The sequence below is a fragment of the Steroidobacter flavus genome (assembly GCF_042651805.1).
Classification (GTDB): domain Bacteria; phylum Pseudomonadota; class Gammaproteobacteria; order Steroidobacterales; family Steroidobacteraceae; genus Steroidobacter; species Steroidobacter flavus.
The window spans coordinates 1,212,340-1,225,102 of record NZ_JBHSDU010000003.1 but is presented as its reverse complement, the minus strand read 5'-3'; the positions used below and the strand labels follow the sequence as shown (position 1 = coordinate 1,225,102).

8 protein-coding genes and 1 pseudogene are annotated in these 12,763 nt (G+C 62.1%); 4 read left to right on the top strand and 5 right to left on the bottom strand.

The window, feature by feature from the left end; genetic code table 11:
- Window positions 1–104 precede the first annotated feature (104 nt).
- From ACFPN2_RS10895 to ACFPN2_RS10880, 4 genes and pseudogenes are all read right to left on the bottom strand, one after another.
- Window positions 105–2,495 (bottom strand): cellulase family glycosylhydrolase, encoded by a 2,391-nt coding sequence (locus tag ACFPN2_RS10895; RefSeq protein ID WP_380596630.1) that lies wholly within the window; start codon window positions 2,493–2,495, stop codon window positions 105–107.
- A gap of 19 nt (window positions 2,496–2,514) precedes the next feature.
- On the bottom strand, window positions 2,515–4,218 hold the full coding sequence (locus ACFPN2_RS10890) for a lytic polysaccharide monooxygenase (protein ID WP_380596629.1): 1,704 nt from the start codon (window positions 4,216–4,218) through the stop codon (window positions 2,515–2,517).
- A gap of 85 nt (window positions 4,219–4,303) precedes the next feature.
- Window positions 4,304–6,130, bottom strand: coding sequence for a glycoside hydrolase family 6 protein (locus ACFPN2_RS10885; RefSeq protein ID WP_380600101.1), 1,827 nt, complete (start codon window positions 6,128–6,130; stop codon window positions 4,304–4,306).
- 51 nt (window positions 6,131–6,181) lie between these two features.
- Window positions 6,182–6,589: pseudogene (locus ACFPN2_RS10880) on the bottom strand (cellulose binding domain-containing protein); the annotation flags it as partial.
- Window positions 6,590–6,901: 312 nt separating this feature from the next.
- Here ACFPN2_RS10880 and ACFPN2_RS10875 point away from each other — a divergent pair.
- The 4 genes from ACFPN2_RS10875 to ACFPN2_RS10860 all read left to right on the top strand — a co-directional run bounded on the left by ACFPN2_RS10875 (window position 6,902) and on the right by ACFPN2_RS10860 (window position 12,043).
- On the top strand, window positions 6,902–7,777 hold the full coding sequence (locus ACFPN2_RS10875) for a dienelactone hydrolase family protein (protein ID WP_380596628.1): 876 nt from the start codon (window positions 6,902–6,904) through the stop codon (window positions 7,775–7,777).
- 35 nt (window positions 7,778–7,812) lie between these two features.
- Window positions 7,813–8,916 (top strand): D-2-hydroxyacid dehydrogenase, encoded by a 1,104-nt coding sequence (locus ACFPN2_RS10870; RefSeq protein WP_380596627.1) that lies wholly within the window; start codon window positions 7,813–7,815, stop codon window positions 8,914–8,916.
- A gap of 75 nt (window positions 8,917–8,991) precedes the next feature.
- A complete protein-coding gene (locus tag ACFPN2_RS10865) occupies window positions 8,992–11,271 on the top strand; it encodes a VTT domain-containing protein (protein ID WP_380596626.1) in 2,280 nt (759 codons plus the stop codon).
- Window positions 11,243–12,043, top strand: a complete 801-nt coding sequence (locus ACFPN2_RS10860; RefSeq protein WP_380596625.1) for an endonuclease/exonuclease/phosphatase family protein — start codon at window positions 11,243–11,245, stop codon at window positions 12,041–12,043. The genes ACFPN2_RS10865 and ACFPN2_RS10860 overlap by 29 nt, the downstream gene beginning before the upstream one ends.
- On the opposite strand, the gene ACFPN2_RS10855 is transcribed toward ACFPN2_RS10860, so the two are convergent.
- The gene (locus tag ACFPN2_RS10855) at window positions 12,040–12,750 is read right to left on the bottom strand and encodes a hypothetical protein (protein WP_380596624.1); all 711 of its coding nucleotides are present in this window, start codon (window positions 12,748–12,750) and stop codon (window positions 12,040–12,042) included. The two genes, ACFPN2_RS10860 and ACFPN2_RS10855, sit on opposite strands and share 4 nt — an antisense overlap.
- Window positions 12,751–12,763 lie beyond the last annotated feature (13 nt).

The window sequence follows — 12,763 nt, the reverse complement described above, 5'->3', positions numbered from 1 at the left end:
GTGGGACGGGACTGGGCTGTCGCCCGTCCCTGAGCTTCGCGGAGCGGCGTGCAAGAGCCGGCCTTTGTTCGCCGACTCTTGCACGCTCCGATGCCTCTTATGCCTTAGCGACCCCACAGCCGATTCAGCAGATTCGTCTTCCGCTGATCGAACGTCCGCCATTCACCCCAGCCCGCCGTGTTGGATACCGGGTCATACGCATGGCCATACCATCCAGCCGTATCTCCGGACTCCGGGTTGATCGACCAATAACACCCCTCGATATTCTTACTCACCAGATAATCCACAAACGCGTTCTGCCACTGAGCATCCACCCCCGGCGTGATGTGACTCCAGCGGTCCCGGTCGCGGATGCTCGCCTGGCCCTGGGGCCAGTCGAGATTGCCGCCGAACTCACCCACCACCATTCCATAACCAAGCTGCTTCAGATACCCGAAGTGCTCCTCCCACCCGGCCGCCAGCTGCGTCGGGTTGATCACGATGTTGCAGTTCGCATCGCCAGCCGCGTCGCCTTCCAGCCCGGCACACTGAGGCTGGGCAGGATCCATGAACATTCGCTGCACGAACACCGACGGGCCATAAGTGTGCGGTGAGAACACCAGGCGCTCTTTGGGAATATTGATCGGGTTACTCCCGGCCTCATACAAATTCTCACCCCAGTTCGGATTGGACGCCGCATTTCCATGGGGCACCGGTGTGGTCGTCGTCGGCGTGCCATCCTGTGTCCCTGCCACCGTGCCCACGCCCTGCACGAACAGCAGCGTGTTTGGATTCACCGCGTTGATCGCCGTGTACGCCGACTCAACCAGCGACTTCCATTCCGCCCACGTGTAATCGTGCGGCTCGTTGAAGACATCGATGCCGATGATGTTATCCACCCCGAGTTGCGTGCCCAGCCCAGCCAGCGTGCGCAGGTTATCCAGCCACATCGTCTGGTTGTAAGGATGCGTGGTCGTCACTGTGCTTGGATTCCCAGAAGCTGCGCATGAATAGTTCTCGCGCTTGAAGTCATAGTTGTCGCGAGTCGCATCGACCCAAGGTGGGCGCGCATCCAGCCGGCCCTTTCTCCAGCCGACGTAGTTGGAGCAGGAGTGCACGTCGAGCATGACCTCGATGTTGTTTTGATCCGCCAGCTGAATGATCTGTTCCAGCGCCAGCCGGGAATTGGCCACGCGCACCGAGGAATGATTCTTCAGGTACGGATCGCGGCCTTGCGGGTCGTTGGCGTTGAGAGTCTGCGGCACGACCGGCAACCGGATCACATTGATGCCCATGCCGGTGATTTCAGTCATCGTTTGTTGAATCGTGCGTCCGGTGCCGGCGCCGCCATTGGCCCAGAAGGTGTTGCCGATGTATTGCTCCATCGGCGCGCCGCTCGGATTGGTGGGATCGTTGGAAGGCTCATGACGTCCTTCCAATCCAAACCACGACCCGCAGCGGACCGGAAACACCGTGCCGTTCTTGGTAATCCGGCCGGTGGGATCCACTCGGAACACTGCGCCAGAGCTGGCCGTCCGCGTGGCAGTGATCGTCGCCGAGGTGTAACCCGACGCGGCGGCGGTGAACGTCGAAGTTGCTGTGCCCGTGCCTGCGGCGGCAGTGAAAGTCACATTCACACCGGTGCTCCAGTTCGAGCTGTTGAGCGTCACGCTCGTGGGCGAATGCGTGATCGCCGTGCTGCCCGACCGAGTGATCGTCACCGTCACCGCGCTTGAAGGCGCCGCGCTCAAGCGAATCGACGAAGTGCCGCTCGATCCACCAACCAGCGACAACGTGCTGGGCGTCGCCGTGATGGACGAAGTTTGCGTTCCCTGAATCGTGAAGGGCACAGCTGCGGTAGCGGTACTCAACGATGGCGAACCGTTGTCGAACGCAGTGGCCTGGGCAGTGTGACTGCCGGAAGCGAGGCCCGTCACGCTGAAGCTGTAGGGCGAGCTCGTGTCCGAGTTCACCAGGTTGCCATCCACACGAAACTCCACGCGAGTCACCGCGCCACCCGGATCGCTCGCGGTCGCTGCGAGCGTCACAGCCGAACCCGCGGGAAAGGTTTGTCCGCTAGTCGGGCTCGTGAGGCTGATGATCGGCGCCGTGTTGCCGGTGCCGCCGCCGGTGCAAGCGGTACCGTTGAGTGAGAAGCCGGTCGGCGTCGAGTTGGTCGTCGTGAACGTTCCGTTGAAGCCGATATTGAACGTCGCTCCGCTGCCGATGCTTTGATTCCACGCCGCGTTACTCGTCACCGTGACCTGTGAGCTACCGGCGGGCTGTGAGAACGACACGGGCCAACCGTTCTGGATGCGCTCGCCATTGGCGAAGGTGAAGAGCAGCGTCCAGCCGTTGGTGATGGCCGGGCCGGTGTTGAGGATGGCGATGTTGGCGCCGTAGCCGGTGCCACCTTCCCAACTCTTGGTGTAAGTGATCTGACAGCCGGCGCTCTGCGCGAATGCGCCGGGCGCCGCCGCCAGGAAACAAATGACAAGTGCGATGAAGCGAAGCATGACATTCCTCCCTGTTGCCTCAGAACGTGCCGGTTTGCGTGTACTGCGTCCCGCCGCTGGTGTAGGTCACCGTGTAGGTGTCACCGGTGGTGGGATGAGCTGTGCCTGTGCCGCCGAATTGCGCGGCGAAGGTGCGATTCGTTCCGGGACTGAGCGTCACTCCCGAAGCGAGCGTGAATTGATACGTGATCGCGGTGCTCGTGCTCGAGTTGCTTTGCTGGATCTGGCTGCCGAGCGTGTTGTATTGGCCGCTGTAGCTGACGCCCGTCGTTCTTTGCACAGTGACCGTCGCCGACAGCGCAGTGACAGCTGCCGTGTTGGATACACGAAGCTGCAGCTCGTTGTAGTACGGACTGTTTGCGGCGACAGCCGGTGTCACCGTCACGCCACCATTACCGGAAGTGGCCGGAGTCACCTGCAGGAACGCGCTGGAGATATCCGCTGAAGTCAGTGCATACACGCGATTGGCCGTCGCACTCGCCTGCGGAACAACTTGGCTCTGCGCATTCAGCACACCGATGCGAACAGCGCCATTCCCTGCATTGACGGCTTGTCCCAGCGCCAACGGCCAAGCGGTAGCAGCCGCATTGGATGAAGTGATCACCAGCGGGCTCGCCGGCCAGTACGCGTCCGTGCCGCTGCCGTTGACGGTACGAACGGAAACGCGATCGCCGACCGTGAGCGTGCGCGACGTAGAAGTCAGCGGGCCGAGATCGAACCACTGCGACGCGACCGCGGGCGCATGAACAAACGTGCGCGTAGCGCTGTCGGAAGCACCGCCGCTCGACACGACCAAGGAAACAGTGACGTTCGCGGACGCCTGCGGATTACCTAATGTCAGGGTCGCGACCGACTGGGTGGGGTTGGTGAGCGTATAGAGCGACGGATTCTGGGAGCTGACGGTCCACTGGTAGCTCAGATTCGAGCCGGTGGAAGTGCGGCCATCGAGCGTGATCGAGCCCGCGCCCTGGAATTCGGCTACGTCGGGCGTTAATACCATCTGCGCATCGACAGTCGGGGTATTCCCGCCTTGGAACATCGCATCGATGCAGCCGTGGAAACGTTCGTACGTCCACTGGTTGCGACCCCACTCGGCGTAGATCACATGTCGGCCCGTACGCGCCGGAACATTGCAGCGGGTTTGAAACGTCGCGGCCGCGGGATTCGGAATCACATCCGGGTTCGCATTCGGCGTCGCGTCGCTGTACTTGAGGACACAGAACGGCGTGTCTTCGAAATCGCTGAACGACAGCGGCGTGCCCACGGTGTACGTGAAGGTGGGCTTGGTGATCCAGTAGCGGAACTCGTCGGTGTCCGAGAAGTGCGGCCCCCACGAGATGTTCCAGGTGAACACTTTCGACCCGGAAGTCATGGGCGTAGTCGGCCAGTTGATCGGCTGATCCCACGGCGTGGCAGCGCCGTTCCACGTTTCCGAGTTGAAGCTGCAAACGTTCTGACGCACGCCGACGCCGGAGCGGCCGGTGGTGTGCGTGAGCACGCTCATGAAGCTATAGCCGGCATTGGGATCGACGCCGGTGGCGTTGAATGCCTGGCCGCAGACTGGATACTGCGCGGTGCCGTTGGCAACTTGATCGGGTTTGGTGAGCGCGCCGCAGAACCAGTTGCGCGATGGGGGGTCTTGAATCAATCCGTGCCCGAAGGCGCTGCTCATCATGAGCAGCAGCGCGCCGAGCAGCATCGTCCGTAATGCATCGAGCTTCATACATCCTCCGTTGAATATCTGAAGTCCCGTCCCCCGCTTGTCAGAAGAGACCCGGCGCACGAGGCGACGCCGGGTCTCTTGTTTCTTAGAGCGGTGGATAGGCGTTTTGTAACAACTGCTGGAATTGCGCCGGGAACCAGTGCCCGGACAGCGGCGCGTTCGGTAACGCGCCCGTCATGTTGTTGTTATTGCGTGGGTTGCCGCCGTACGTCGGGTCGCACATGCGGTCGAAGCCTTTGCCTTCGTCATTCGGAATTTCCTGGCTCGCGCCGTCGGACTCGCCGGGCGGCTTGATCCAGACATAGGCATCGATCCCGGCGGCCGGCGCGGCACGCGGACGCTCGCCCAGGCCCGCACCACTGGCATTGCACCAGTTGCCTTTGTGAATGCGACGGTCGATGCGTGACGCGTCGATGCGAGTGTTGAGATCTGCAGCGGTGCTCGGGCCGGTCGGTCGATTCGGGCCGCCCCAACCGTTGCGTGACGTATCGATCAGCATGCCGATGTTTGCATCGAAGCCGGCCTGGACCGCGCGCTGGCGGAACGCTTGCGCGTACGTCAGCTCATCGTTGAATTGATTCCAGTCGATCCAGCGCGACGGCCGCGTGGTGCTGTCGACAACGATGTATGGCTCTTGCAACGCTGACGTATTGGCAGTGTTGGTGATGAAGCCGTGCACGTTGGCCAGCGTGCTGCCCGAAGCGGTCGCCGCCGTCCGCATCATATCGACGGACGGGCCGAAGTTGGTGTCCCAACCGAGCCAGCCGTGATGACCCGCATCGACGTAGTTATAAACATTCGGAATCGCGCCGAAGGTCGCGAGCGCATAGCCGACGCCGTCGACATAGGCATGATTCTGGAACATCGTGTCGCAGGCCGCTGTGCCGGTGGGACGAGTCGTCACGTTCGTCACCAGATTCGGCAGCGAGTCGATCTCGATGATCAGCACGATGCGCAGGTTCGCGTACTCCGCGCGTCGCAGGATGGCGGCGATCACGTCGATGTATTCAGCCTTGTAGCGAGGCAGATCGTTGGGACCGAGCTCACCGTTGGAGGCAAGCGCCGCGCAATCGCGGCCGGGCAGGTTGTAGATCACGATCTGGATCGCCATCGGCGTGGAGCCGTTCGCCTGGTCTTGCGCCAGCGCTTCATTCAAGTGATCGACCAGCCCCATGGTGCCCGTCGTCGGGCTGCCATTGCCGCCGATCGCGCTGATGCGATCCAGCCACACGCCGGTCGGCTGCATGGAAATCGCGCTGCCGCCAGACGCGGCTGCGTTCGCACGCCACAGCGGATTGTTATAAACGCCGGAGCCGAGATAAGGATTGTCCACACGACCGGTCACGACACCGCTGCGTGTCACCGATACGGTTGCCGACGTGTAGCCGCTCGATGCAGCGGTGAACGTTGAGGTCGCGGCGGCGGTACCCGTCGCGGCGGTGAATGTCACATTCACGCCGCTCTGCCAGTTACCGCTGTTGAAAGTGATCGAGGTCGGGCTGGCAGTGATCGCCGTGCTTCCTGAACGTGTGAGCGTGACGGTCACGCTGCTCGACGGTGCGGCGTTCAGTCGGAGCGTCGATGTGCCGCTCGCGCCACTGGCAACAGTGAGCGAAGTTGGGCTGGCGACGATGGTCGGCTGGACCGTTCCCTGAATCGTGAAGGGCACAGCGGTCGTTGCGGTGCTGAGCGCGGGCGAGCCATTGTCGAACGCAGTGGCCTGCGCCGTGTGACTGCCGGACGCGAGGCCCGTCACGTTGAAGCTGTACGGTGAAGTGGTGTCCGAGTTCACCAGATTGCCATCGACGCGAAATTCCACGCGGCTCACTGCGCCGCCTGGATCGCTGGCGGTGGCGGCGAGCGTCACCGTCGAACCGGCAGCGAATGTTTGACCGCTGGTCGGGCTCGTCAGGCTGACGATGGGCGCGGTGTTACCTGTGCCGCCGCCCGTGCACGCGGTGCCATTCAGTGTGAAGCCGGTCGGTGTGGAATTCGTCGTAGTGAAGGTGCCGTTGAATCCGGCGGTGAACGTCGCACCGCTGCCGATGCTTTGATTCCACGCGGCGTTGCTCGCCACTGTGACTTGCGCGCTACCGGCAGCCTGCGTGAACGTGACCGGCCAACCGTTCTGGATGCGCTCGCCGTTCGCGAATGTGAATTGCAACGTCCAACCGTTGGTAATAGCCGGACCGGTATTCAGAATGGCGATGTTGGCACCGAAGCCGTTACCGCCTTCCCAACTCTTGGTGTAAGTGATCTGACAGCCGGCGCTTTGCGCGAAGACCTGCGGTGTTACACCCAGGCCGACCACCAGCAGCAGGGTAAAAAACCAGCGCGCGACAGCGCCTTCGGACCCTCGTCGTCCATCCATGATACGACCCCCTGATAAAGACCTTCCTTTGTTCGAGCGGGCGCGAACATGGGGCAATTGGCCAGCGCTGTCAACATGGAAACTTTTGCCATTCGAGCCAATGCGAGACATGCATGCGTCAGGCTCCAGCGCTCGTTTTCAAGAAAATCAGTGCACTTATTTGGCGCCACGCCGAGTCATTGCGCAGTCAAAAGCGAGGTGGCGCGGATTGCGTCGCGGACGGCCCGGTCGGCACGGGTTTGTTGATTTTTGCGCACGCCGCGGGCGCGTCGTTACACTCGGCGCGGTTGCAATCATGAACAGGGGAACGCCATGAGCCGGGATGTGCAGACCGATATCGCCAATGTGTTCTCGCGCATGGAGCTGAACCGTCGCCACATGGTGGCCAGCAGCCTCGCGGCCGCGGGCTTTGCGCTCGCTGTGCAGCCCATCGGCGCCGCGACCGTCAGCACCGATACCAGCGGTCTCGATGCCGGCGCTGTAAAAATTCCGGTGGGCGATCAGACCATTCCGGGTTATCGCGCCATGCCGGCCAAGGGCGGACCGTTCCCCGTCATCCTGGTGGTGCAGGAAATTTTCGGTGTCCACGAGCACATCAAGGATGTTTGCCGTCGTTTCGCCAAGCAGGGTTATTTCGCCATCGCGCCCGAGATGTACTACCGGCAAGGCGATGTCTCCAAGCTGAAGAGCATCGACGAGATTCGTCCCATCGTTGCTAAAGTGCCGGACGAGCAGGTCATGGGCGATCTGGATGCAGCGGTCGAGTTTGCACAGAAGTCCGGCAAGGGTGATGTCGCGAAGCTCGGCATCACCGGGTTCTGCTGGGGCGGCCGCATCGTGTGGTTGTATGCCGCGCACAGCAAGCAGCTCAAAGCGGGCGTGGCCTGGTACGGCCGCCTGGTCGGCGACCCCACCGAGAATCAGCCGAAACATCCGGTCAACATCGCCGCCGATCTGAATACGCCCGTGCTCGGTTTGTATGGCGGTAAGGACCAGGGCATTCCGCTCGAGACCGTCGAGCAGATGCGCACGGCGCTCAAGAAGGCGAAGGTGCCGTCGGAGATCGTCGTGTATCCCGATTCGCCGCACGCGTTCTTTGCCGACTATCGGCCGTCGTATGTCGAAGCCGACGCCAAGGATGCCTGGCAGAAGGCACTGGCCTGGTTCAAGAAGAACGGCGTGGCTTGAGGAAACGAAGAATAATGTTCAGCGGAGGAATCAGGATGAAGTGTCGTTGGCTCGTGGCTGCCGCCTGTGCATCTGTACTACTCGCGGCATCGATCGATGCGGCTGAAAACTCCGCTGCCGCTGTCATCGAGCACTACGGCCTGCAGGAGGCTGATGCTCCAGTGAAAGATCGCAAAGGCTGGCGCAAGCCGAAGCGCATCCTGGTCGGCGGCTTCGCGGCACGGCTGAGTGCGGAGTTGCAGTCCGCCGCGCCGGAGGTTGAATTCATCGTCGCAGGTACGCCCGAAGCCAAGTCGAAGATCGCGAGTGTCGACGCAATCATCGGCGTGTGCGATCCGGAAACGCTCAACGCGGGCAAGTCCATTCAATGGATTCAGCTGGTGACCGCCGGCGTCGAGAATTGCGTGTCCATTCCGGCCGTCAAGGAACGAAACATCTTGGTGACCAACATGCAACGCATCGCCGGCCCCGTCATCGCGGAGCACGTGATGGCGATGATGTTGGGACTGGCGCGCGGACTCGATGTGTATGTTCCCGCGCAGGCGCAAGGCAAATGGATTCCACGACTTCCGCCGGGTCGCGCGACCACTGTCGACGGCAAGACGATGCTGGTCGTCGGTCTCGGTGGCATCGGCAGTGAAGTCGCGAAGCGAGCCCATGCGCTCGGCATGAAAGTCACTGCGACTCGTAATAGCGGTCGCACCGGTCCGGACTTTGTGAGCTATGTGGGTCTCTCGGATGAGTTGCCGAAGCTCGCCTCCGAAGCCGACGTCGTCGTGAACACGGCGCCGCTGACGCCGCAGACCCAGGGAATCTTCAACGCCGCGTTGTTCGCAAAGATGAAACCGACGGCGTACTTCATCAACATCGCGCGCGGCGGCAGCGTGGTCACGTCGGATCTGGTCGATGCGCTCAACAATAAAACCATCGCGGGCGCCGGGCTCGATGTCACCGATCCTGAGCCGCTGCCACCGGGCCACCCCTTGTGGAAGGCGCCGAATCTGATCATCACGCCACACGTTTCCGCCGACACCGATCTGGGCGGCCAGGCGCCGTTGCAGGTCGTGCGCGAGAACCTCAAGCGATATGCGGCGGGCGACAAGATGCTGTCGGTAGTCGATGTAGCGCGAGGGTACTGAGAGAAAAACGGGAACCGGTCGCGCGCTGCAAGCGTTTCGCCGACATTGCTCCGTTTGGCATTCTTGCAATCGCTCATGCTCGCGCCCGTTGTTCCATCGACCCTGCTTCAGCCCGGCCGCAATTGCTGGCGCGTGGAGAACGCGCAGCGCGCGGCGTTTCTGGTCGATGGCGACAATTACTTCCGCGCGTTCGTGGAAGCCGCACGGAAGGCCAAGCGCTCCATCCTGATTTCCGGCTGGGATTTCCATAGTCGTACGCGCCTGTTGTGCCGTGACTCACAGGATTGCGAGCTGGAGCTCGGCGATTTCCTGAACGAGCTGGCGCGCCGCAATCGGCATTTGCACATCCATATCCTGATCTGGGACTACCCGGTGATTTTCGGACTGGATCGCGAGTGGGCGCCGTTCTACGGCCTGGGCTGGCAGCCGCATCGACGGGTGCATTTCCGTTACGACAACACTCATCCCACCGGCGGCTCGCATCACCAGAAGATCGTGGTGATCGACGACACCATCGCTTTCAACGGCGGCATCGATCTGACCTGCCGGCGCTGGGACACCAACGATCATTCGCCTGACAACCAGCACCGTCATGTGAAGGGGGCGGCCTATCCGCCGTTTCACGATTTGATGATGGCCGTCGAAGGCGAGGCCGCGGGGTCTTTGGGCGATCTGGTGCGTGAACGCTGGCGCAAGGCGACGGGCGAGACGTTGCGACCGCCGGCCGAGCAGCGTCGTGTGTTTCGTCGTCGGGCGGCTGCGGAGGAGATGAAAACGTCGCGCTGGCCGCAGTCGCTGCCGGTGCAACTCAACGATGTGGAAGTGGGTATCTCGCGCACGGCGCCGCCGACCGCCAGCGATCCCGGCGTTCGGGAAATCGAAGCGCTGTATGTCGACATGATCGCCGCCGCGAAGCACAGCATCTACATCGAGAATCAATATTTCACCGCCGACAAAGTCGGCGATGCGTTGGCCGCGCGGCTCGATGAGCCTGACGGGCCGGAAGTCATCGTCGTGTTGCGCCAACTGAGTCATGGCTGGCTGGAAGAGCTGACCATGCAGACGTTGCGCACGCGGCTGTTACAGAAACTGCGCGACGCCGATAAATACAATCATTTTCGGGTCTACTATCCGTTCATCGGCGGCTTGCAGGAAGGCACCTGCATCGACGTGCATTCCAAGATGATCCTGATCGACGACGAGGTGGTGCGGATCGGCTCGGCGAATCTGGCGAATCGCTCGATGGGGCTCGACACCGAATGCGATCTCACCATCGAGGCGCGCGGTCGCAAGGACATTCAGGAGCAGATCCGCGGTCTGCGTTCGCTGCTGCTGGCGGAGCATTTGGGCTTCGAAGTGACACAGGTGAGCGAGGCGATCGCGGACGCCGGCAACTTACGCGATGCCATCGATCGGCTGCAGCGTGAAGATCGCACGCTGAAACCGTTAAATGAATCGCCGCAGGTTTCGGACACACTGCTCAACGTCATCAGCGTCGCCGATCCGGAGAAGCCGGTGGGGCTCGCGGATCTGGCGCAGATCTTCAGCCCCAGAAACACTGAGCCCAGCATGGCGGAGGCGAACCCCGGTGCGTTTGTGACGAACCGGCCGGAGGAAGCTGAGGCGTCGGAAGCGCTGGGTACGCCGACCGGTCCGTCGTGGGGCAAGCTGGCGGGAATCGCGCTTGGCATCGTCGCACTGACCGCGTTGTGGAAGTTCACGCCGCTGTCCGTGTATCTCGAAGGCAATCGGATCATGAGCTGGGCCCGCGAGGCCGGCCAGAACTGGTGGGTGCCGATCCTGACCGTGCTGGCCTTCACGCCGGCATCGTATGTGATGTTTCCAAGGCCGCTCATCACATTGTTTGCTGTCGTCGCGTACGGTCCGGTCTGGGGTTTCATCATTGCGATGACCGGCATTCAAGTCGCCGCGTGGTCCAGCTACGTCGCGGGCAAGCGGCTCGAGCCGGCGACGGTGCGACGCATGGCCGGCGCGAAGCTGGATAAGATTCTGCAGGTGTTGCGTCGTCGAGGCTTGCTGGCGATGACCGCGCTGAGACTGGTTCCGTTGGCGCCGTTCGCTGTCGAAGGCGTCGTTGCCGGTGCCATGCGCATGCGGATGTGGGAATTCTTGCTAGGGACGGCGATCGGTATCCTGCCAGGCACGCTTACCTCCACAGTGTTCAGCGATCAGCTGTCGGCCTGGATGGACGATCCCAGTCGTATCAACTATTGGGCGATCGCGTTCGTGTTGTTCCTGCTTGGCGGCGTCACCTGGCTGGTGCGGCGCTGGCTGATCTCGACCGCCGCGACTTCGTCCTCTCGACATGGCGTTAGCGACGCGCGCACCGTCTGAGGCCGAAGTCCCGACCGACGCGGTCGAGGCGCCGGCGCCTGGTGTGCGCCGGATTTCCATCGGCTCATATAACGTTCACAGCTGTGTCGGGCTCGATCGAAAGCGCTCGCCCTCGCGCATCGCCGACGTGCTCAAGGAGCTCGATTGCGACATCTATGCGCTGCAGGAAGTCGATAACGAGCCCGGCGACGACAAGGACTCGAAGCAGCTGGAATATCTGTCGGAGGCGATGCACATGGCGGCCATTCCCGGCATGAGCATCGTGCGACATAGCGGTGAGTATGGAAACGCATTGCTCACCCGATTTCCCGTCATCAGCGTGCATCGACATGACTTGAGCTACGGCAAATGGCTCGAGCCGCGTGGTGCCATCGATGTCGAGTTGGATGTCGGCGGGCGCGCACTGCGTGTGATTGCCACGCATCTTGGGCTCAGTCGATCGGAGCGTCGGTTTCAATGGCGGCAGCTGCTGGCGGCGATTGCAAAGTCGCCTCCCGAACATCCCACCATCGTGCTCGGCGATATGAATGAATGGTTTCCGGGCGCCGGCACATTACGAGATGCGCACAAGATTTTGGGTGAGGCATTGGCGCCGCCGGAGTTTCCGTCGTTCTGGCCGTTTCTGGCGCTGACCCGGATTTGGGTGCGGCCCGTGCAAGCCATCGTGGCGATCAAAGTGCACGCCACGCCGCTTGCCAAACGCGCGTCGGATCATCTGCCGCTGCGAGCGGAGATCGACGTCGAACGCTTCGCGCTGCGTGCGCCGGGTTAATGCGAGGCGAGAATTCTCGACTTGCTCGTTTCGTATTGTTCTTCTGTCAGCACGCCCAGCTCGCGCAGCCGATGGTGCTCGCGCATTTCGTCGCGAAGAAAGGTCTGGGGCGGCTGCGGTCGCGCGACTTTCGCGGCGTGGATGCTCTTGATGAGCTCGATGAAGAATTTCTTCCCTTCGCGAGCGCTGCCGACCGCGCCGGTCACACTCACCAATGTCACGCCGCCGTGTACGCTGGTGAACTCCAGCGATTCGGTCGTGCGCCGTAGAAACATCAGCACCGAGCCAAGCGATGCGAGCAGCGCGGCCACTGCCGTCAGCGGCACAGGATTGACCCATTCGGCAGCGTTCTTTGGCCATAGCAGCCATAGCGCACAGGTGGCGAGAGCTGCCAGACTGACGGCGAGCGCCGCCCAGAACCAGGCGACGTGACGCACGATCATCGGCTTTGCATTGGCGAAGCGCAGATCGAAATCGTACTTGCGCGACTCGCTGTCGGGTCGCGTCAACTGCACGGACAGATAATGATCGTCGAGCAAGCCCAGCTGCGTGACGCAGCCGCGCAGCTTGCTGGCAAGCGTGTAGCTCATGCGAGTCGGGCGATGGGGACGTTTCTTGGACGTGACGAGCGCGTCGTCATGACCCGTATCGAGGGAGATGTGCTCGGCACGTGCGCGGACAGGGCGTGCCTGAGGCTCCTGTGTCATCGTCTGTGCCACC

What these genes read in the sequence shown, in the direction of transcription:
- ACFPN2_RS10865 (WP_380596626.1), top strand. Translation starts at nt 8,992, where the DNA reads ATGCTCGCGCCCGTTGTTCCATCGACCCTGCTTCAGCCCGGCCGCAAT.
- ACFPN2_RS10875 (WP_380596628.1), top strand. Translation starts at nt 6,902, where the DNA reads ATGAGCCGGGATGTGCAGACCGATATCGCCAATGTGTTCTCGCGCATG.
- ACFPN2_RS10860 (WP_380596625.1), top strand. Translation starts at nt 11,243, where the DNA reads ATGGCGTTAGCGACGCGCGCACCGTCTGAGGCCGAAGTCCCGACCGAC.
- ACFPN2_RS10895 (WP_380596630.1), bottom strand. Translation starts at nt 2,495, where the DNA reads ATGCTTCGCTTCATCGCACTTGTCATTTGTTTCCTGGCGGCGGCGCCC.
- ACFPN2_RS10855 (WP_380596624.1), bottom strand. Translation starts at nt 12,750, where the DNA reads ATGACACAGGAGCCTCAGGCACGCCCTGTCCGCGCACGTGCCGAGCAC.
- ACFPN2_RS10890 (WP_380596629.1), bottom strand. Translation starts at nt 4,218, where the DNA reads ATGAAGCTCGATGCATTACGGACGATGCTGCTCGGCGCGCTGCTGCTC.
- ACFPN2_RS10870 (WP_380596627.1), top strand. Translation starts at nt 7,813, where the DNA reads ATGAAGTGTCGTTGGCTCGTGGCTGCCGCCTGTGCATCTGTACTACTC.